This is a genomic window from Streptomyces sp. WZ-12, from assembly GCF_028898845.1.
Lineage (GTDB): Bacteria > Actinomycetota > Actinomycetes > Streptomycetales > Streptomycetaceae > Streptomyces.
Map to the genome: position 1 here is coordinate 1,367,800 of NZ_CP118574.1, position 17,460 is coordinate 1,385,259.

At 60.3% G+C, this 17,460-nt stretch carries 24 protein-coding genes; 12 read left to right on the forward strand and 12 right to left on the reverse strand.

What is annotated here, in order from left to right; genetic code table 11:
* Positions 1 to 154 precede the first annotated feature (154 nt).
* From PV796_RS05675 to PV796_RS05725, 11 genes are all read left to right on the forward strand, one after another.
* Positions 155 to 961, forward strand: coding sequence for a phage distal tail protein (locus PV796_RS05675; protein ID WP_274911807.1), 807 nt, complete (start codon positions 155 to 157; stop codon positions 959 to 961).
* Positions 962 to 966: 5 nt separating this feature from the next.
* On the forward strand, positions 967 to 2,055 hold the full coding sequence (locus PV796_RS05680; RefSeq protein ID WP_274911808.1) for a hypothetical protein: 1,089 nt from the start codon (positions 967 to 969) through the stop codon (positions 2,053 to 2,055).
* Positions 2,055 to 2,816: a hypothetical protein gene (locus PV796_RS05685; protein ID WP_274911809.1), complete on the forward strand. Its 762-nt coding sequence runs from the start codon at positions 2,055 to 2,057 to the stop codon at positions 2,814 to 2,816. The genes PV796_RS05680 and PV796_RS05685 overlap by 1 nt, the downstream gene beginning before the upstream one ends.
* Positions 2,809 to 3,678, forward strand: coding sequence for a hypothetical protein (locus PV796_RS05690; RefSeq protein ID WP_274911810.1), 870 nt, complete (start codon positions 2,809 to 2,811; stop codon positions 3,676 to 3,678). The genes PV796_RS05685 and PV796_RS05690 overlap by 8 nt, the downstream gene beginning before the upstream one ends.
* A gap of 9 nt (positions 3,679 to 3,687) precedes the next feature.
* Positions 3,688 to 4,818: a hypothetical protein gene (locus PV796_RS05695; protein ID WP_274911811.1), complete on the forward strand. Its 1,131-nt coding sequence runs from the start codon at positions 3,688 to 3,690 to the stop codon at positions 4,816 to 4,818.
* A gap of 113 nt (positions 4,819 to 4,931) precedes the next feature.
* The gene (locus tag PV796_RS05700; protein ID WP_274911812.1) at positions 4,932 to 5,414 is read left to right on the forward strand and encodes a hypothetical protein; all 483 of its coding nucleotides are present in this window, start codon (positions 4,932 to 4,934) and stop codon (positions 5,412 to 5,414) included.
* 2 nt (positions 5,415 to 5,416) lie between these two features.
* Entirely contained in the window at positions 5,417 to 5,671 is a 255-nt protein-coding gene (locus PV796_RS05705) for a hypothetical protein (RefSeq protein ID WP_274911813.1), read from the forward strand.
* Positions 5,672 to 5,675: 4 nt separating this feature from the next.
* Positions 5,676 to 5,957: a hypothetical protein gene (locus PV796_RS05710; RefSeq protein ID WP_274911814.1), complete on the forward strand. Its 282-nt coding sequence runs from the start codon at positions 5,676 to 5,678 to the stop codon at positions 5,955 to 5,957.
* 65 nt (positions 5,958 to 6,022) lie between these two features.
* Positions 6,023 to 7,279, forward strand: coding sequence for a hypothetical protein (locus PV796_RS05715; protein ID WP_274911815.1), 1,257 nt, complete (start codon positions 6,023 to 6,025; stop codon positions 7,277 to 7,279).
* Between the two features lie 8 nt (positions 7,280 to 7,287).
* Complete coding sequence (locus PV796_RS05720) at positions 7,288 to 7,548, forward strand: hypothetical protein (protein ID WP_274911816.1); 261 nt, start codon at positions 7,288 to 7,290, stop codon at positions 7,546 to 7,548.
* A gap of 172 nt (positions 7,549 to 7,720) precedes the next feature.
* On the forward strand, positions 7,721 to 8,257 hold the full coding sequence (locus tag PV796_RS05725; RefSeq protein ID WP_274911817.1) for a hypothetical protein: 537 nt from the start codon (positions 7,721 to 7,723) through the stop codon (positions 8,255 to 8,257).
* Here the strand turns inward: PV796_RS05725 and PV796_RS05730 are convergent.
* From PV796_RS05730 to PV796_RS05760, 7 genes are all read right to left on the reverse strand, one after another.
* Positions 8,254 to 8,973 carry a hypothetical protein gene (locus PV796_RS05730; RefSeq protein ID WP_274911818.1) on the reverse strand — a complete coding sequence of 240 codons (720 nt, stop codon included), beginning with the start codon at positions 8,971 to 8,973 and terminating at the stop codon, positions 8,254 to 8,256. The genes PV796_RS05725 and PV796_RS05730 overlap by 4 nt on opposite strands.
* A gap of 16 nt (positions 8,974 to 8,989) precedes the next feature.
* Positions 8,990 to 9,664, reverse strand: a complete 675-nt coding sequence (locus PV796_RS05735; protein ID WP_274911819.1) for a pentapeptide repeat-containing protein — start codon at positions 9,662 to 9,664, stop codon at positions 8,990 to 8,992.
* A 62-nt stretch (positions 9,665 to 9,726) separates the two neighbouring features.
* Complete coding sequence (gene amcA, locus PV796_RS05740) at positions 9,727 to 9,933, reverse strand: multiple cyclophane-containing RiPP AmcA (protein ID WP_274911820.1); 207 nt, start codon at positions 9,931 to 9,933, stop codon at positions 9,727 to 9,729.
* Entirely contained in the window at positions 9,917 to 11,029 is a 1,113-nt protein-coding gene (gene amcB, locus PV796_RS05745; RefSeq protein WP_274911821.1) for a cyclophane-forming radical SAM peptide maturase AmcB, read from the reverse strand. Before amcB ends, amcA begins: the two co-directional genes overlap by 17 nt.
* A 170-nt stretch (positions 11,030 to 11,199) precedes the next feature.
* Positions 11,200 to 11,334, reverse strand: coding sequence for a hypothetical protein (locus PV796_RS05750; protein WP_274911822.1), 135 nt, complete (start codon positions 11,332 to 11,334; stop codon positions 11,200 to 11,202).
* A gap of 391 nt (positions 11,335 to 11,725) precedes the next feature.
* Positions 11,726 to 12,052, reverse strand: coding sequence for a hypothetical protein (locus tag PV796_RS05755; protein WP_274911823.1), 327 nt, complete (start codon positions 12,050 to 12,052; stop codon positions 11,726 to 11,728).
* A 103-nt stretch (positions 12,053 to 12,155) separates the two neighbouring features.
* A complete protein-coding gene (locus PV796_RS05760; protein WP_274911824.1) occupies positions 12,156 to 12,566 on the reverse strand; it encodes a hypothetical protein in 411 nt (136 codons plus the stop codon).
* A 181-nt stretch (positions 12,567 to 12,747) separates the two neighbouring features.
* On the opposite strand from PV796_RS05760, the gene PV796_RS05765 reads away from it, so the two are divergent.
* The gene (locus PV796_RS05765; protein ID WP_274911825.1) at positions 12,748 to 13,914 is read left to right on the forward strand and encodes a helix-turn-helix domain-containing protein; all 1,167 of its coding nucleotides are present in this window, start codon (positions 12,748 to 12,750) and stop codon (positions 13,912 to 13,914) included.
* Positions 13,915 to 14,042: 128 nt separating this feature from the next.
* On the opposite strand, the gene PV796_RS05770 is transcribed toward PV796_RS05765, so the two are convergent.
* The 5 genes from PV796_RS05770 to PV796_RS05790 all read right to left on the reverse strand — a co-directional run bounded on the left by PV796_RS05770 (position 14,043) and on the right by PV796_RS05790 (position 17,365).
* Complete coding sequence (locus PV796_RS05770) at positions 14,043 to 14,381, reverse strand: hypothetical protein (RefSeq protein ID WP_274911826.1); 339 nt, start codon at positions 14,379 to 14,381, stop codon at positions 14,043 to 14,045.
* A gap of 180 nt (positions 14,382 to 14,561) precedes the next feature.
* Positions 14,562 to 15,035, reverse strand: a complete 474-nt coding sequence (locus tag PV796_RS05775; protein ID WP_274911827.1) for a hypothetical protein — start codon at positions 15,033 to 15,035, stop codon at positions 14,562 to 14,564.
* A 42-nt stretch (positions 15,036 to 15,077) separates the two neighbouring features.
* The gene (locus PV796_RS05780; protein ID WP_274911828.1) at positions 15,078 to 15,257 is read right to left on the reverse strand and encodes a hypothetical protein; all 180 of its coding nucleotides are present in this window, start codon (positions 15,255 to 15,257) and stop codon (positions 15,078 to 15,080) included.
* Between the two features lie 219 nt (positions 15,258 to 15,476).
* Positions 15,477 to 15,854, reverse strand: a complete 378-nt coding sequence (locus tag PV796_RS05785; RefSeq protein WP_274911829.1) for an Lsr2 family DNA-binding protein — start codon at positions 15,852 to 15,854, stop codon at positions 15,477 to 15,479.
* A gap of 116 nt (positions 15,855 to 15,970) precedes the next feature.
* Entirely contained in the window at positions 15,971 to 17,365 is a 1,395-nt protein-coding gene (locus PV796_RS05790; protein WP_274911830.1) for a DUF3987 domain-containing protein, read from the reverse strand.
* Positions 17,366 to 17,460 lie beyond the last annotated feature (95 nt).

Here is a 17,460-nt window from a genome sequence, read left to right on the forward strand (position 1 = left end):
CGGCGATAAGCAAAAGTACAATCCGGTTACCTGGCCGCACACGTTCGTCACGTGGTCTGGCAGTGACGGCAGGATCATCCCCCTTACTGGCGACCTTACCTGTAGGGACAATCCCGCCGGCATCGGAATCATGTGGGGCCCGCAGGCTTTCGACATGCCTTCGTATGACGTGAAGTCCGACGCCATCCCGAACATGGACGGTTCGCTCTTCAAGTCAGCACGGGCCACTAGTCGAGACATCACGATCCCGATCCGCATTCAGGCCCTGGACCGCAAGTCTCTCATTGCGTTGAAGCAGTACCTTTTCCATTCCCTTAACCCGCTCAGAGGCCCCGGTCGGATTACCGTGACCGAGGGCGACGGCCATCCACGGCACCTTGAGTGCTATTACGTCGATGGCGCCCAGGGAAACGAGGGTCGAGACCAGGCTGGCTTCTACTGGATAACCTATGCCCTCGTCTTCCGCGCCATGGATCCCTACTGGTATGCGAACCGGCACGATCAGGTCGAGTGGCACATCTACAAGGACGACGCTAAGCCCTTCCTCTCCGAACACTTCCTTCCGCTTCAGGTAGGCGCCACCGGATTCAAGCCCGGTGACCCTGTGACGGTCACGAATGACTCGTCTCTCGACTGCTGGCCCGTGTGGACCGTTGAAGGCCCCATCTCATCCATGGCAGTAAAGAACCTGACCACAGGCGAGTCTTTTGACTTCCTGGACAACTTCACTATTCAGGTAGGGGAAAAAGCCACGATCGACACCACCCCTGGAGTGAAGTCAGTGATCCTCAGGGACAAGACGGGGGAAGAGAATCTTTGGCCGCAGGTAAAGCCTGCTAGCGCTATGTGGTCCCTCATCCCCGGGGACAACCAGATAACCATTACCGGCGCCGAGCCGGGAGACGCAACGGTTGTTCGCGTCACCTATGTTCCTCGATACCTTTCTTACTCTGGAGGCTGACTATCATGCCTAGTTTCGATGCCCCTAACGGTCAAGGATCTGAGTATTCCTGGCCTTTCAGCGACGGCAAGGGAACTGCTGTCGATCAGGCTAAGTGGCAGGACATGGCGGCACGCATGACGTACACCGCCGTCTCGGGCAAGCTTGGTGATGCTGCTCTTCAAGTTTCCATATCGAAGGCCGGCACTCCCCCGTCTGTCGATGTCGCTCCGGGTGAAGCCATGGTCCGTGGCTTCTGCTACAAGACCGACGGTGTGACCGTGCAGCTCAAGGACAACTCGCGTACCCCGCAGCCTCGCTTGGACACGATCGTTCTTCGCCTGGACATGGCGAACAACAACATCTCCGCAACGTCGTTGATGGGTGCTCCGGCCGAGGACCCTAAGCCTGCTGAACTCAAACGGGAACAAGGCGGCGTCTGGGACTTCCCCATTGCCTATGTGCTGCTCAAGAAGTCGTCTAACGAGATCGCGGAGATTGCGGATCTCCGCATCTTCTCTGATGGCGGCAACCTTCCGCAGGCGTACGACCCGTCTAAGGCTGATGTGGAGCCTAACCCGGGTGATCTCCTGTTCATGCGTGAGGCGAAGAGCGGTTACGAGAGTTTCGTTTCGTACTCGAACCGCGGCGGTTGGGCCATCAACGAAGACATCGGCAAGTACCGCACGTATAAGCCGAACCTGAACTATGCCTCGGTTGACTCTCCTAAGCCTGAGACCAAGGGGCACTGGAAGTGGATTTCACAGAACACCGTCTACTTCTGCGCGAACATCACCAACAACGACAACACGCGGAACATTGTTGCCGGCGGCCAGCAGACCTACATGAACGTGGATCTGCCCGTTAAGGCCCGCGGGGGCATGTTCCAGCTCGTGAACGCGACCCTGTTCAACAACTCCGACCGTGCCGAGAGTGAAGACAACTACTACATCGGCAACGCCTACTTGTCTGGAGGAAGCACCTGCCAGCCGGTCTTCCCGAATGTCAACAACTACAGGGCTATGGGTGACTGGCTCACCAAGATTCCGCACAACGCCGCGGTGTTCATCAGCGGCGTGTACGAGGCCGACCAGTTCCGAGAGGGGAACAGCTAATGCCTGTGCACACCTTTGGTGGCACCACCGATGCCGCTGCCGAGGACATGGAAGGCAACCGTCTCCCGAACCATAAGGGAGACGTGTACGACGGGGCCGGCGAGGACGCCCAGAAGGTCACAGACCTACGTGACATGGACGGCCACCACATCGAGTTCGTCACCTCGGACCAAAACGGCATGGTCCCGATGTTCCAGGGACCTGACGGCTACACGGAACTCTGGGTGGACTTCGGCCCCGGCAAGTACGGCCTCATACCTGTAGACACCGCTGCGGGCCTTGAGGAGCACGTGACGGCCGCCGACCCGCACAAGTCGAAGCAGTACACGGACGAGCAGCTGAGGCACTACGTCCACAACGACAGCTCCAACGTCATGGACGTGTCCGGCCTCGACGGCTGGCTGAAGCCCAAGATCAGTGGAACCTCCAGCTCGATGATCCTCGCCGCTAATGGCGACGATGACTGTTCGTGGAATGTCCGGCAGGACGGTTCCATGGAGGCCAAGGCGAAGGGCGGCGTCGATGGCATCAAGTATGTGGTTGACGCCAACAAGGCTGCCTTCGTTGCTTCTTCTCGGGAGTCCGGTAAGGCCACAGCCCAGATCAACGGTGATGGTTCGGCTTCGTTCACTGGGCCGGTGAGTGCCCCGAACATCGGCGGCGTCCGAGTCTTCTCCGGGGCGAAGGCGCCCACCAATCCTCAGATCGGTGACGTGTGGGTGCAGCTCGCTACCGATACCCCTAAGGGGAGCGATGGGTAACAGGCTTCTCTTCTATGACGGGGTCATCTGGAACCAGACTGAAGCTCAGGTCTATGACGATCAGAGTCAGTGGGCCGACGCCACCTCGTATGCGGTGTGGGATGGGGCGGAGTGGATGACCGCCCTGCCGGCTCCCGTCGAGTTCCCGCAGCCTTCCAAGCAGACGCATGGAAGCTTCGAGGGCGTTGATGTCGCAACACTCAGCCTCCCTGACGGCATGCGCCTCGGCGAGACCGTGGTGTCGGTGTGTGCCTCGTACGGGGACCAGGATCCGGCACCACCCGGCGGCCTGGGCCTGGTGGAGCTGCTTCCTGTCAGGGCCTCCGAGGGCGTGACGCTGGATCCGACGAAGCTCCACTTGCAGGCCAGCATGTTCATGTGGGAGCCGTCCAAGGGCAGTTCAGTGTCCTGGCGGGTGTCTGGCCAGCGGGACACGAACGCCGTCGTCATGAACCTCGTGTACCGGGACACCGACACGACGAAGATTCCGGCGAAGCCGATCGCCCGCTATGACACGGCCGAGAAGGCCGACGAGATCGAGTTGCCGGCTTCCTCTGACTACACGTCTCTCTACGTTGCCCTGGCCCTCGCCAGTGACCTCACCAATGGCATCTGGCCTGAGGGCTTCACGTCCAAGTATGAGGAGTTTGGGACGTTCGGCGAGGACAAGGTGCACATGTTGGCGGCTCACACGGTGGGCTCTAAGGCATCCCCCGGAAAGCTCCTCCTGGATTCGACAGTGGATGAAGTCGCGGTTGCCCTGATCACTGTTCCCGGCATGGAGAATCCGGACCATAAGGGTGTGTGGATTCTTGGTGATGGTGAGCGTTCGACGCTCGGCACTACGACGGTTCTTCAGTAGGAGGAGATAATGCCTGTTCCTGAGATTCTTGATTGGGAAGAGCGCGAGATCATTGTCCCGGACAAGATGAATTCACAGATCCGGGACATGCAAGCATATTTCGGCAACCGGCCATGGTTTCACATCATGATGCCGGACCAGGAGGTGAAGGATTGCCAGAAGTTCCCCGCGGGCGCCGACAATCAGTTCATTAAGTGGCCTGGTCCTGGACGTGAGCATGGAGGGTGGAAGATTCGGGATGACCGTTCGGCTTTCATTGTTCCCGAGGATGGCGTCTATTTCGTTTACGCCAACGCGGGTGCGGCCCCTTTGAAGGGCCCATCCCCCACCAATATTCCGGTGATCTATCTGACCATCGTGAAGGACGGTACGGATTTCTCGTCCACTGCCGTCTCATGCCCAATGCAAAATGAAGTCACGACTACGCACGGTGTTCTTGTGGAGTGCAAGAAGGGGACTGTGCTGCAAGCCGAGATTTTCGCAATGAAGAAAGCCGGGATTGATTTCCGCATCGAGAACCAGGGCCAGCTTTGCACCTTCGGCGCTTTCAAGGTTTCCGAAGGGGATCTCACAGGGCCTTGTGAGCCGATACCCGGATTGAAGCGTGATTGGAAGGATGGGGAGCACCTAGACACCGTTCTCTGGCAGGAGCAGACAACTGGTGTTAGTAGGTCCCTGCTGGGTATGCCTCGTTTTCAACTTCGTGGAACGAAGAATCGCAACTATCCCCAAAATGGTTTCGAGGACATTCACTGGAGCACGGAAAATATTCGACACAGTGGGGGCTGGGAGTGGAATGAGGATGCCTCTACCATCACCGTCCCCGAGACTGGCATCTATGTTGTTTCTTCACACGCCTCGATCAATGCGCCGAATGTGGACTTGCATTGTAATTTCAACTTCTACATGAAGCTTAACGATGACCGTGTCGCCCTGTCACAAGGGGGTGCACATCGTAAGAATTATCTGCATAGTCGCGCCATTCAGGATGTTAGGCGACTCGCGAAGGGCGACAAGATTACTTTTCAGTGGAATCTCAGCGGTGGTGACGGCGTGTGGATTTCGGGCGAGGATATCGCTATGGGTGCGGTGAATATTTTCATGATTTCCCCCGAGTCTAGTTTTGCGGACGTGACGTAATGGATCTTAAAACTTGGGAGTCGCGAGATGTTGTTGATGCCCAGAGCCTGAAGGAGGCCCTTACGGCACCGTATGACGCCATCCGCAACATGCCTCGATTCCATCAGACTGGCATGAATGATTTCGCCACCCTGTTTGGCCCGAAAATGGCAGTGGTGGATTTCAAGGAATCAGGCTTTGTTCAGCATGATGGCTGGACTCGACACAAGGTCGAAACAGGGGATAATCCGAATGGTACCGCTTTCCGCGTGCCCATGACTGGCATGTATTACATATTCTCTGAGATTTTCCTGCGCGCCGATAGCGATAGTGACGCTGGGCGCCATTGGTGGATGTATATCGAGAAGCGCACTAGCCCCGGCGATGAAGATTCCTCCATTCACCTGGCATCGGGAATTGTCCAGAGCGAGGTCAAGAAATACCACATGTCGAATTCCGCAAACTGCATAGCCTTCCTTGAGGAGGGTGACTACATTTGCGCCGCCATCTATTCTGGCTACGTTTGGCAGAATCCTATCCAGGATCGGGACATTGCTAGCCGGATGGGCGCCTACTTGATTGCCCCAGGCGAGGCTAGCGATGGGAATGAGCTTTAGCTATGGATCATCTTGTTTCATCTATTGAGGTACTAGTACCGGTGCTTTCGGCCCTGGTGCTGGGTCTGCGGAAGTACAGGAGCGATGTGGTGAACACGCTTCGCCAGGAATGCCAAGAATGGCAGGACCGATCTACCGCGCTCAGCGAGGAACTGAAGGAACTACGCGATGAGGTGATTGAACTCCGCAAGGAGAACTATTCACTTCGCGCCTACCTCGCTTCGCGGCTCGGTGAGGAGGTTGGGAAGGTTGATTAGCACTATGACTGCTGTAGCCCTGTACGGCCTGATGGCCGCTTTCTGTTTCGGCCTGGTGGTGCAGCATCGCAAGCACCAGGAGACGCCCGTGCTGGCCCGACTGGGGCGGCCTATCGATGAGGATGTGTTCTGCCTCTGGCTGGCCGTGTATCTCGCACTGAGGGCTGTCGCCCGCGGCCTGTGGGCCCTGCCGGCGCTAGACGTACCCCTGACCATCGCGGCGAACCTGGTGCTCGCCCTGGTCCTCGTCGCACGGCTCCGGTTTGAGCCGAAGCCCGCCAAGTAAGCAACTACACCGTATGCCGCCCGGCTGCTGCCGGGCTTTTTTCATGCCCGGACACAGGAGGAAAGATGTCTCAGGCACTTGATTTCATCAATAGCGCTAAGGCTCAGGTCGGCTACCGAGAGGGTGCCAACAACTGGAACAAGTATGGCCAGTGGTATCGGGACAACAATGAGCCGTGGTGTGCCCAGTTCGTGAGCTGGAACGCCAATGAGGCTGGCATTCTCAACACTAAGGTCCCGAAGTACGAGGGCTGTTCCGCGGGAGTGGCCTGGTACCGAAACAAGGGCCGGTTCACTGACTACCCGGTCGTTGGCGGCCCGGTCTTCTACGGCTCCGGTGGCGGTAGCCACACGGGCATATGCGTTGCATATTCCTCTTCGACCATCACGACCATCGAGGGGAATACCAATACCGACGGTTCAGCCGAGGGTAACGGCGTCTACCTCAAGACTCGCTCTCGTCAGTCCAGCTACGTGTATGGCTATGGCATTCCGGACTTTGACGAAGGCACCGTTCTGGCTGACCCTTCCTACAAGGGCAAGGCAGGTTACATCTACTTCGGGGAGGAAGCTTCGACTTCCGACGTCCCGAACAAGCCGACACCTAAGCCGACTCCAGGGAAGGTGACGATCAACGGATCCGTGTACGGCCCTGGAACTCAAGGCGATCACATTCAGTACATGGCGGATTGTCTCTGGAAGGCCGGCTGCTGGAAGGGCCCCAAGGATGCGCACGCTTGGGGCGATGGGCATACCGAGTCGATGCGGGCCTATCAGATCGCCATCGGCGACGCCGACTCGGCGGATGGTGTGCCGGGCCTGAAGCAGCTGACACGACTTGAGACGGAGCACGGCCAGGGCCTGTGGCCCATCCAGAAGCCGGCTCCGCCTAAGCCTGACCCTTCGCCTAAGCCGGACGGCAACACGATCCCTAAGACTGTGTGGCTGAGTAACCCGTCCCCTTCCAAGGTCAAGGCCAATACGTGGACGACTGTCGATGTCACTGGCAAGGGAGACGGGACGGTCATCCATTCCAATGGTGACTGCAAGTTCTCGTCCAATGTGAAGATTGCTTTCGCCGATGTCCCGGCCGGCGCCACTGTCCAGGGCCGCTTTCTCAAGTTCACCAACGATGGCGACAGTGACGGCGGCTATGCAGTGGTCGAGCGTGTCGCTACCGGCGACTTCTCGTTTGTGGACTTCTCCGCAATGGGCCACATGAACACTGACCGTCGCCTGGTGTGTCAGGTTGCCGTGTTCGGCAAGGACGACCAGGAGTTCACGATTAGCGGCCGTACGGCCGAAGCTCTCTACTGGGACTAGCGATAGACATGAATGCTCTGATTGACTTCCTGAAGAAGAACCCTGTCCGCATCAAGGCGGCACTTGTTTCCGTGCTGGCCTTGTTCTCTGACTTCATCAGTCCGGACCTTCAGGGGAAGATTGTTTCCCTGGCGATGCTGGCCGTGTCCATCCTGGGTGGCGAGATCGCTCAACGGGTGGAGAACAAGAAGACCAACGATGCCCGACTCTCTGACATCCCCGTCGAGTCTGCTGGCATCTCGCATGTTTCGGATGCGCCTATCGCTTGAGGCAGTGTCCGAGTTTGAGAAAAGAAACCCCCCGGCTTCCCTGAGTGGAGGCCGGGGGCTCTTTTGCATTGAGGGCTCGAACCAACCTAACTAACCGTCATACAGAGAGTGACGGCCTGGCCATGACCTGCCTGCACTCCCCAACTCCGTGGCCATGACCTAGATTTCAGCCATGATCCCTACGGCCGACACAATCCGCTTCACGTTGCTGCACCCGCAGACCTTGAGCCGCCAGGAGTCGGTAGTCCTCGCCGGCCTGCGCATCGACTTCACCACCGAACCCCAGACCCGAGAGACCATCCTCGCCCGCGCTGAAGCCCGCGGCGTCGAGCATGGCGGGTTCCCTGACGAGTACCCCGACGAGTGGCAAACGCTCCGGATCCACATACAGGACATCCCGAGCGCCAAGTCCCTGTCTCTGGCTTCACGGATACGGGCTGCCAGCAGCAGCGGTCACTCCATGGTCGAGGCGTGGTCGCCGGCTGCACCCGGCTCCGGGCAGTGGCAGCACACCACGTTCCCGTGGGTCTACTGGGAAGGGCTCGGAGCCACGTGTTCCGTCGGCGTGGACGACATCAGTGTGTGGGGATACCTCTTCTCCGAACCCTGGGGTACCCACGCGAAGTTGCCCGCCCGCAGCAACGCTGCTGACGCGCCATGGGTCACCGTGAACACGGACACACCCCCATCCAGTTGCGGGAAGAGCTAGACCAATGTGGGAAGGACTCTGCGCGGCCACCGGCCAAGCCAGAAGGCCGCCGCCGAAGGAAGAGGAGCCCCATCGGTCGATCCATCGTGGGGGAGGTATTCGGTCGGCGCTAGGTAGCCCTCACCAGGGGCGAGCCGTATTCGGACGATGCGGAACGAGCGCCCGCTGGCGACATACGCCCGGTAGTCATCTGTGTGTGGGTAGCGGTGCGCATATGCGGTGGGGTAGATGGCTCGGCACGTTGCCTGTGCGTCGATGTCGCCGAGAATGATGTACCGGGTTCCAGGGCCGAGATTGAGGCACAGCCGACGGCGTCCCGTGTGCTTGTCGGCAAACCTCAGCTTGTCCCAGTTATCCAGGTGCAGCCCGATCAGCCGGCCATCCTGGTAGTTGTTGGTGGTCGTGGCCATGCCTGGCTCGGCAAGCGCCTGACCGAGGTATACCGCGTCAGCATCGCCTAGAGGCTGGGCAAGCTCTTCCAGCGGTAGCCCGTCCTGAAACGGCGGTCGAACGATCTCCACCACGGTGCTGTCTAACGTCTGGCGAGGCGCTGTGATGGACGTGACCTCTGCCTGAGTCAGGGAGCGCCATGCGCCGGAGGGCACTACCGCTCCAGTCTCGTACGCACCTTCGTCGCGACGTGCGGTCCTGACTGTGGCGATCTCGCACCGGGAACGAAGCGCGGCTTCATCGTCATAGACGATGTGCAGGGGCATGCGGGCCCTCCTGGTATCAGTCGTCTCCAAGGGTGATGTCCAGCTCGGCTACCAGCGCCTGCGCAAGGTCCGCCTCCTGGCCGGGATCGATACGAACCTTCTTGAGGTTCGCGAGGCCCCGGATGGTGGCGAGCGTGTTGCCGCGCAGGTCGGTGCCGCGGTAGCGGCCGGCCTCGAATTCGGTGAGCCTGAGTGTGCACTCGGAGAACACGACGTCGGTCAGGTCGCAATCAGTGAACGTGGCTTCGCTAAGGACACAGTTGACGAAGGCCACGGGGCCCGTGGCACGCACCTTCTCGAACGTGGCGAAATCGAGCTTGCAGCCCTCGACCAGGACATCGTCCAGTACCAGCCCGTCGAGCGCGGCGCCCATCAGCTTGCAGTCACGGAGGACCACGCGGGTCAGCTTGCTTTCACTCCAGCTGATCGTGCCGAGGTCGCTGCGAGTGATCTCCACGCCGTGCAGGTTCAGGGCCTCGAAGTGTGTCCGCTTTGAACGGACGCCGCTGATCCGGCCGGTGATGAGCTGAGTGTCGGTGATTTCGAGTGAGCGTAGGTCAGCGTCACTGTAGGCGAAGTCTTGGACCATGCCGCGCGGGTTGTCGAGGGTACCGACGTTGGACAGGTACAGGCCCGGCTCATCGAGGCCGGGCAGAGTGAGCCTGACGCGGCCGAAGGTGAGGGTGTCCATGGTGCTCCTGGTTCGAGACGGGCGGGGCAAGCCGCCATGATGCAGCTTGCCCCATCGCGCTACTACTTCTTGTTCCAGTTGTCCCATGTGGAGCGGTTGTCGAAGGTGTTACCCGCGTTGTCCCACGTGGGGCGGTTGTCGAACTTTGCCACCGGGTCGATCGGCGTATCTCCGATCAGATCACGGAACCCGGCGGCGGCGCTGAGGATCAGACCAACGGCCGTGGACGTGTTGGCTTCGCGGGAGATCAGTTCACTGGCTGCGGACATGTCGTGTGACTCCTTCCAGGAGAGCGATCTTTGCCGTTGTGCAGTATCGAGTGCGGGTGCCATCCATACGGCCCCCGTGCTCGAAGTACCGGTTCGCAGGGTGCGCGCCGCCGCAGAACGCGAAGTACCCGCAGGTGTTGCGGCAGGCGTCTACGCCATCCCGGAACTCGGTGATCCAGGGGGTTCGGGTGTCGGCCTCACTCATGAGGACGTCCAGGCCGTCACGGAGGACGTTGCCGGTGGTGAAGTCGCCGAACCGCTCGTCGGTGAAGCCGGCCAGTTCGGGTGAGAGCAGAACCACGCCGCCGTCAACGCTGACAGTGGGCAATGGGTCCCACAGTGCCGACACCGGGTCAGGCTGGGGCTGTTGAGTGCTGAGGACGGTGCTGGCGAAGTTCAGCACGCGCGATATCTCTCGTAGGCGGACTACCGGATTGGCGCTCCATGCGTCCGTGAGGGCGGCCCAGAAGTCTGCTGTCCTTGCAGGGTCGGTTGCGTGCACGCCGCGGTTGACGCCCTCTTCCTCTTCGACGTTCACGCCGAGGGTGGTAACACCCAGTTCGGCGAAGAACTCGTAGAAGCTGGCGGCCGTTCCGGGGTCAGGGTCGGAGACAACTGCGATGGCGGAGAACGGGATCCCGTGCCGACGTAATCGTTGGATCCCTCGCATGATCACGCGGAACGCGGGGTGACCGGCACGAGTGACACGGTGGTGGTTCATGTCCTCCGGACCGTCGATGCTGACGCCCACATGCACGTTGTGCTCCAGCAGGTAGCCGCACCAGGCGTCATCGACGAGGGCCGCGTTCGTCTGCACACTGTGCTTCACGCCTTCGAAGGGGGCCATCAGTCTGGCCAGATGATCGCGGCCGGCGGACAGTGGCTCGCCGCCGTGCCACACGACTTCGAACGCGGGATCGTCGGCGGCCCACTTGTTGACCGACTTCGCCACAGCCTGTGCCACGGGGACCGGCATCAGGTTCTTGACCTTGCGGAACGGCAGGTAGCAGTACGTACAGTCCATGGGCAGGCACTGTGTGGTTGGCTGCATGATCACAGCGTGCGGAACGGTCGCGAGCTGTACGGGTTTGCGCATCGTGCTCCTCTCGATTGGGTTCGAGTGGTGCATGGGTGGCGCTGAGGATCACGTACAGTACGTGATCCTCAGCACCTCTTCCGCCCCCTGCCGAGACTCATCGAAATCGGGGGAACCACGAAGGCCAGTTGGCAGGGACTGGAGTCTGATGTCGTCCTGGCGGCGCCTGCTTAGGTGATGTTCGACAGGAGCACCATCACACCAGCCCACAGGCCGAGCACCACCAGGCCCACGAAGGCCGCGGCCAGGGTCAGGCCGACCATGATGACGTTGTCCTCGCGTTGCTGCTTCTCTCGCTCCTCCACGGCCTGTTGGTGTGCTTCAGCGTTGCAGCCGGCGCATCCTGTGATCTCGTGCTCTAAGTGATCGCTCAGACCATCACCGTCCTTGGTAGCACTGGGTGGTAGCCCGCCCCGACCAACCGAGCGTGTCAGGAAGGCAGGGGCGGGAACTTGTGGCGGGCCGCCCGGTCCCCGACCAAGGCCGAGCGACCCGCTTCGCACTCTCCCGTCTCGGCGCATACGCGGGGAACCGGAGACGGAGTGCGCCCGGCCCATCGCTAGCCGGGGACTGTGACCCGCCCCCTGATGATGAGTGTCACCTCGGGGGATCAGGGAGCGGGAGTTCATTGGAGAGAGGTCTAGTGGTTCTCTGTCTCCCAGAGGGCGGCGAAGAGAAGTCCGATGCTGGAACAGATCAGGAGGACGAATAACGGTCCTGCGAACCTGAGGACCTGGTCCCTTGTCCACCTGAGCAGCCATCGGCATAACTCGAAGAGGCATCCGGCGTTAGAGCCCACTTCGCCTCCAGGACATCGCAAAGCTTGTTGGTGGTTGCGACGTTGACTCGACCGAAGTGGACGGTGGGCCGGGTGCCTTCCTCGTCCACGTAGAGGGTGCGGAACTTGATTCCGAACCTCTCCAGCACGTCACGGAGGCGAAGACATGCCTTACTCGCGTCCTCGAACGTCACGCCGTCAAGCTCAACGGGAACCTTGGGAAGTGGGGGCGGCGTGAAGGTCATCCCCGCCTCACCTTCTGGCCCATCTGCTCCGAGGCCCGCTTGTCCTTCGACTTCTTCTCGCACTCCTTGAGCTTCTTACTCAGGTCTTCAGTCGTCCCGCTCATCACTCCTCCTCACCTGCATCAAGGGCATTGGCGAGTCGTCGCGCGTTGGTGATCGAGAGCGAAGGCGGAAGTACTTTGTTCGCCGTACGACCCTTCACCGTGCCCACGATGACCAATGAGGGTGAAGTGCGGATGCTGATCCCGAGTAGAGCCGCATCCAGCTCCTTGGCAGCGACGCGTGCAAGGGGCTCCCTGGATCGGGTGACGCGACCGCCGATGGAGAGGGTCAGCCGCTGCGTCTCCTCCAACGTCAGTGCCGTGAGGCGGACTCGCGAGACCTTGACGCCTTCGACGACGCCGCTCGACACGATGGACTCAGCACTGACCTCGGCCCGACGCAGCCCGGCGTCCAGCCGCCCTCGTACCTCTTCGGCGGCTTGGTGTGGTGTCCTCACCGACACGTCGGGCATGGCGGATCACTCCTCAACGACGTTGCAGCGTTGACTGCTTGGGGGTTCACGTGACTAGCTGCCTACGCTTAGTTAACGGCCATTCGAGGGACCGAACTTGCACAGAAGTTGCACAGTGGGGGTGCGCCCCGGAGCGGGCCCTTGGGAGGATGGAGACACCCACTGCACCGAAGGGGATCAGATGACCCATGTGGAACGCACACCAGGACCGGGCAGGAACGTTGCGACCCTCCGCAAGGAGCGAGGTCTGAGCCAGGCTCAGCTAGCGCGCATGGCCGGGGTCTCGCTGTCGATGCTGAGCAAAATCGAGGTGGGCGACCGGCCTCTGACTCAGGGCATGGGGGCCGCCCTGGCGAACGCTATGGGCATCACCCTGGATGAAGTCCTCGGTAAGGCTCCGGTCACGAGCGAAGACAACCTCAAGGAGCTTCGCTCCGCCATGCGCCGCTTCGACCTTCCGGGGGAACCTCCCGTCGAAGCGGAAGCCCTGAAACTGGACCTCGCGAGGCTCACCAAGCACCGGTTTAACACTGAGCTGTCGGAAGTCCTGTCAATGCTTCCCGGGCTCACCAGCCGAGTCACGAACTACGCGCACGCAGCCGGCACACCGGAAGCCTGGGCGATGGTTGCGGACACCTACAGCACGATCTATTGGGTTGCCGCCCGGCACAGGTGGCTCGATCTGGCCGAACTGGCCTCGGTCAAGCAGGTACTCGCCGCCGAGAGGGCAACCACCCTGGTTCAGGTTGTGGCCGCCAGGGATCACGCCGGAATGTTCCTGAACGGCGGCGACTTCGCTGGGGGCCTGGCCGTCGTAGAGCGGGCCATCGTCAAGGCCGAGTCCACTCTCACCGGCCGGGAAAGGGCGTTCGGCCTAGGAACTTTGCACCTTCGGGGGCTCACCTTGGCTGGCCGGCTCAGGGACAAGGCGGAGGCTGACAAGCACATCGAACGAGCCGAGCGGCTGGCCGGCGAGTTTCAGAGCGATGTGGTCAAACACGAAATGCACTTTGGCCCCCAAAACGCTGCCGTTCACATCATCTCGACGTCCGGGGACCTCCGTAGGCATAGCAAGGCACTTCAGGTCTCCAACGATCTTCAGCGGCAAGAGATCAACCTGCCCGCCACAAGGGTCGGGCCGATGCACCTGGACACGGCAAGGGCGCGGCTCGCTCTCGGAGACAGGGATGGAGCCTTGGACTCCCTGGAATCAGCATGGGCGGTTGCTCCCCAGTTGGCGAAGGTTCACCCCACGAGCCAGGAGCTTTTTCGGGTGTTGATCTCGCTGCACAAAAGGAGCAATCCGCGGTTGAACCAGATTGCCAAGAGGGCCAAGGTTTCCATCTAGGGTCTGACCGCCTGACCTGCCCCTCCCCGCAACAACAAGAAAGCCCCCGTATCAGCCGGGGGCTTTCCCTGTAATCCACTGCTAGGACAGTCCTAGCAGGCAGCACCTTACACCCGCCGGCGCTTGGTTCATGACAAGATCTCCGGCCCTGCCACGCAGGCGTACTCACCGGTGCCCGCGTCGCGACGGTACCGTGCACGCGTGACGCGATGCCCGTTCTCTGCCTTGCCCAGGATCCGGAACCACTCGGGGGCCGAGGGCAGCCCGTCAGGCTTCTCGCACTCCTGGTAGACGTAGGCCGTTCGCTTCCCTAGGGCTTCGGTTGCCATCTCCGCTTCGCGGATGGTGTGCATGCTGGCAACTTCGATGATGCGCTCATACCCGACACCAGGGTTAGGCCAGACATGCCAGTCTTTGCCGTTCTCACTGATCTCGACTTCGAGTAGTAGCTTTTTTCCTCGGATCATGGGATTCGCAATCCCACATTCGCACTCTAGTCAAACCTTACCGGCTTTATTTGCACACTTTGAGCCTAACGAACTTAACTAACCGCTAGACGGAAAGTGATGCATTGATTGCGCTACTCTCAGTAGCGTTTGTGGGCAAATAAAAAAGAGCCCCCGGCGTGTGCCGGGGGCATCCTTTTGTTAGTCCCAAGACTTGGTGCGGTCAACCTTGGTGATCTTCCACGTGTAGTGGGTGGATTCCTTGAGTTCTTCCGCCGATGACGTCTTGCCGATGACCGTCTGTCCGGGCTTCACGTCGTTCTTAAAGTCGCTGAAGTCTGCGACTCGGTTACCGGAAGGATCGTCTACTTCGCCGTCAATCTCGTAGTTAGAACGCTTGGAGCTGTGGTTGACGAGCTTGTACTCGATCTTGTCGAACCCCTGACCTTCGTAGGGCTCGTCAATCTTCGCCGAGGTGAGCGTCACGTCCTTGCGCGGGTCGCTCACCGTGTTGTCCGAGCCGGTTACGACGTCATCGTTGGTGGTGCTGCCCGACTTGGCACCGGCCCCGGTGTGGCTGGTGCCGGCCGCATGCTCCGCCGTCGAGAGGCTGCCGCATGCGCCGACGGCACCGAGCACGACAACTCCGGCGACAACACCGAGCAGGCTCTTCAAGGGCGACTTCATTTTCTTGTCTCTTCTACTTGTTGTGGATGCCTATGCCGCGTCCGCGGGCTGGCCTTTTTCTTTAGCTTCGAGTCCTGCGAGGATCCAAAACACGTTGGATGTGGAGAGCCCGACTTGCTTGCCGATTTCGGCAGCCGTCATATCCAGATCCCTATGCATCTTGGCTATCACTCCAGGGTTAATAACCCTGCCATGCTCCCACTTGTCCATATTTTCCTTCTCAGACCTATTGAGCCGCGTGTCATGAACAGTAAACATCCTTTGGACTTGCTCGCTGCACAGCAAAGGTCCCGACGCCGCGGGACCTTCGTCATGTGCTGCCTTTATTTAATTTTCACTGGTCGTTCCCATGACAAGTCACGGGAGCCGAGAACAGCGACCAAAAGAAAAGACCCCCAAGGATTCCTTGGGGGTCATTCCTGCATCTGGTTATGAGTGAGCCTTGTCGTAAGCCTCTTCGATCTCAGTGGGGACACGACCACGGTCGGAGACCTCGTATCCCGCTTCCTTGGCCCATGCCCGGATCTGGGCAAGCTTCATGGTCCGGTCCGGGCTCGTGCCGGCCGTCCGCTTCGTAGGCCGAGCAACGAAGGAGGGAGCCGGGGCCTCCACTACCCTCTCCACACCAGCCTCAGACAGCGCGTCCAGGAGGTCATCGCGAGACTTCTCGTAGGCCGTCAGCTTGGTAGAGAACGCCTTACCAAGCTTCTCAAGGTTCTCCATAGCATCTTCAGCTACTTCACCCTTGTACTCCTTGCCATCAATGGTGATGGTTACAAGCTTCTTGACCTCGAACGGGCTAGACATGATGCGCTCCCTTCCCCTTGCTTCTCTATGTTCCTTGGACGCTAGCATAGTTAGCGCACATAGCAAAAGCCAGTCCTTAGGACTGGCTATCACTATCTGAGCTATCTGCGGGATGTTTAGTTCAACAAGTCGGCGAACTCGTTGTCATCTTCGACCGACATAGTCACAGAGGCCACAGGAGTCTCACAGCCAATGGCCTTGAGTCGGGGCCCGGATGCCTGCTCAGGCACGGATGCCGTCGGCTCCTCGCCGGCCTCACCCATCTCTTCCGCGGTCATGAGCCGGAACATGGTCGGCTTGCGGCCACCGCTGAGACTGCCCAGGCCCCGCCACATGTCGATGTCGTCGCGCTTCTCCGCCCATGCCTTGGTGTACCGCGCGGGCACGCCAGTCAGCTTGAAGATGTCCGTGCCGGTGATGCCCCCAGGGTTACGGCGGAGAACCTTGAGGATCTTGTCCTCCTCCGTCTCCCCGCTCACCATGTCGGCGCCTTCGCCCATGATGTGGGCGACCGAGTCAAGGCCGTGCCGCACGAAGCTCCACGCGGCCTCGATGTCCGCCACGCTGATCTCGTCCCGCAGGTTGATGAGTGCGTAGATGGCGCCGACGCGCCACACGTTCTCTACCGCGCGAGGAAGGAAGTCCTCGATGTACTCGTCTTCGCAGCGGTACTCGTCGATCTCGTCCCGCAGGCCATCGTCGAAGAGATCGATGGCTTCCTCAGAGAGCGTGATCTCGTCAATGCCACCAGTGAAGGCGACGGCCCGAGCGAGGATCGCTCCGGCTTCCTTGATGCTGTCCTCGTTGATGACGTGCCGCATGGACAGGCGCTTGGAGCGGGTCACGTGCTGAATGACCATGCGGTTGTAAGTTCCGCCCGCAACATCGGTCGCGCTGATGTTGTCCCGGAAACCTCGCGGGGTCGAGTGGCCGTGGACAACGAAGCGAGGGCTCCGCAGTACCCCACCATCGGCCACCATGTTTTGAAGGTCAGCGCCGTCCCATGCCTTACGCATGACACCTTGCAAGGTCGCGTCCCGCTTACCGCGCTTAATGACGGTCTCGTACTCGGCTTCCACCAGGAGCATGCGCGTGTCGGTGACGCTCAGGCCGGCGTACTCGCGGCCGTTCTCCTCGGCGTCCCGCATGGCCGCAAGAGCACTCTCACGGCGCTTAACGAATGCCCGGATGATGCCGGACCCAGACGACGCACCAGACGACTCGTGGTCGGTCAGGAAGTCCGGGCACGCCACGTTGCAGACCCGTGCAGCCATGCCATAGGCAGTACCTTTGCGCCCCTTACCCGTGGCACCAATGAGAAGCGTCCAGACACTGACGGGCATCTCTCGGCCGCCAATGTTCAGCATGACCTTATCCCCGACCATGCAAGAGACCTGAGATAGAAGGGCGGCCAGAACGCCGGCGGGGTCAGCTTCAGTCTCGGGCATGACCAGGTCGAGGATTTCCCTAACCTTCCCGACGGTCATTCCCTCTACGGGATGCTCACTCACTCGGCAATTCCTTCCCCACCTCAGGCGCTTCTACTTCATTGGCGGACTCCGCAGAATCCGCCCCGAAGAGAATAGCATGCAGCTTGTCTGCATGT

What these genes read in the sequence shown, in the direction of transcription:
- PV796_RS05780 (WP_274911828.1), bottom strand. Translation starts at nt 15,257, where the DNA reads ATGGACAAGTGGGAGCATGGCAGGGTTATTAACCCTGGAGTGATAGCC.
- PV796_RS05715 (WP_274911815.1), top strand. Translation starts at nt 6,023, where the DNA reads ATGTCTCAGGCACTTGATTTCATCAATAGCGCTAAGGCTCAGGTCGGC.
- PV796_RS05735 (WP_274911819.1), bottom strand. Translation starts at nt 9,664, where the DNA reads ATGGACACCCTCACCTTCGGCCGCGTCAGGCTCACTCTGCCCGGCCTC.
- PV796_RS05785 (WP_274911829.1), bottom strand. Translation starts at nt 15,854, where the DNA reads ATGTCTAGCCCGTTCGAGGTCAAGAAGCTTGTAACCATCACCATTGAT.
- PV796_RS05770 (WP_274911826.1), bottom strand. Translation starts at nt 14,381, where the DNA reads ATGATCCGAGGAAAAAAGCTACTACTCGAAGTCGAGATCAGTGAGAAC.
- PV796_RS05720 (WP_274911816.1), top strand. Translation starts at nt 7,288, where the DNA reads ATGAATGCTCTGATTGACTTCCTGAAGAAGAACCCTGTCCGCATCAAG.
- PV796_RS05695 (WP_274911811.1), top strand. Translation starts at nt 3,688, where the DNA reads ATGCCTGTTCCTGAGATTCTTGATTGGGAAGAGCGCGAGATCATTGTC.
- PV796_RS05675 (WP_274911807.1), top strand. Translation starts at nt 155, where the DNA reads ATGCCTTCGTATGACGTGAAGTCCGACGCCATCCCGAACATGGACGGT.
- PV796_RS05730 (WP_274911818.1), bottom strand. Translation starts at nt 8,973, where the DNA reads ATGCCCCTGCACATCGTCTATGACGATGAAGCCGCGCTTCGTTCCCGG.
- PV796_RS05700 (WP_274911812.1), top strand. Translation starts at nt 4,932, where the DNA reads ATGAATGATTTCGCCACCCTGTTTGGCCCGAAAATGGCAGTGGTGGAT.
- PV796_RS05760 (WP_274911824.1), bottom strand. Translation starts at nt 12,566, where the DNA reads ATGCCCGACGTGTCGGTGAGGACACCACACCAAGCCGCCGAAGAGGTA.
- PV796_RS05710 (WP_274911814.1), top strand. Translation starts at nt 5,676, where the DNA reads ATGACTGCTGTAGCCCTGTACGGCCTGATGGCCGCTTTCTGTTTCGGC.
- amcA (WP_274911820.1), bottom strand. Translation starts at nt 9,933, where the DNA reads ATGTCCGCAGCCAGTGAACTGATCTCCCGCGAAGCCAACACGTCCACG.
- PV796_RS05755 (WP_274911823.1), bottom strand. Translation starts at nt 12,052, where the DNA reads ATGACCTTCACGCCGCCCCCACTTCCCAAGGTTCCCGTTGAGCTTGAC.
- PV796_RS05690 (WP_274911810.1), top strand. Translation starts at nt 2,809, where the DNA reads ATGGGTAACAGGCTTCTCTTCTATGACGGGGTCATCTGGAACCAGACT.
- amcB (WP_274911821.1), bottom strand. Translation starts at nt 11,029, where the DNA reads ATGCGCAAACCCGTACAGCTCGCGACCGTTCCGCACGCTGTGATCATG.
- PV796_RS05685 (WP_274911809.1), top strand. Translation starts at nt 2,055, where the DNA reads ATGCCTGTGCACACCTTTGGTGGCACCACCGATGCCGCTGCCGAGGAC.
- PV796_RS05765 (WP_274911825.1), top strand. Translation starts at nt 12,748, where the DNA reads ATGACCCATGTGGAACGCACACCAGGACCGGGCAGGAACGTTGCGACC.
- PV796_RS05725 (WP_274911817.1), top strand. Translation starts at nt 7,721, where the DNA reads ATGATCCCTACGGCCGACACAATCCGCTTCACGTTGCTGCACCCGCAG.
- PV796_RS05705 (WP_274911813.1), top strand. Translation starts at nt 5,417, where the DNA reads ATGGATCATCTTGTTTCATCTATTGAGGTACTAGTACCGGTGCTTTCG.
- PV796_RS05680 (WP_274911808.1), top strand. Translation starts at nt 967, where the DNA reads ATGCCTAGTTTCGATGCCCCTAACGGTCAAGGATCTGAGTATTCCTGG.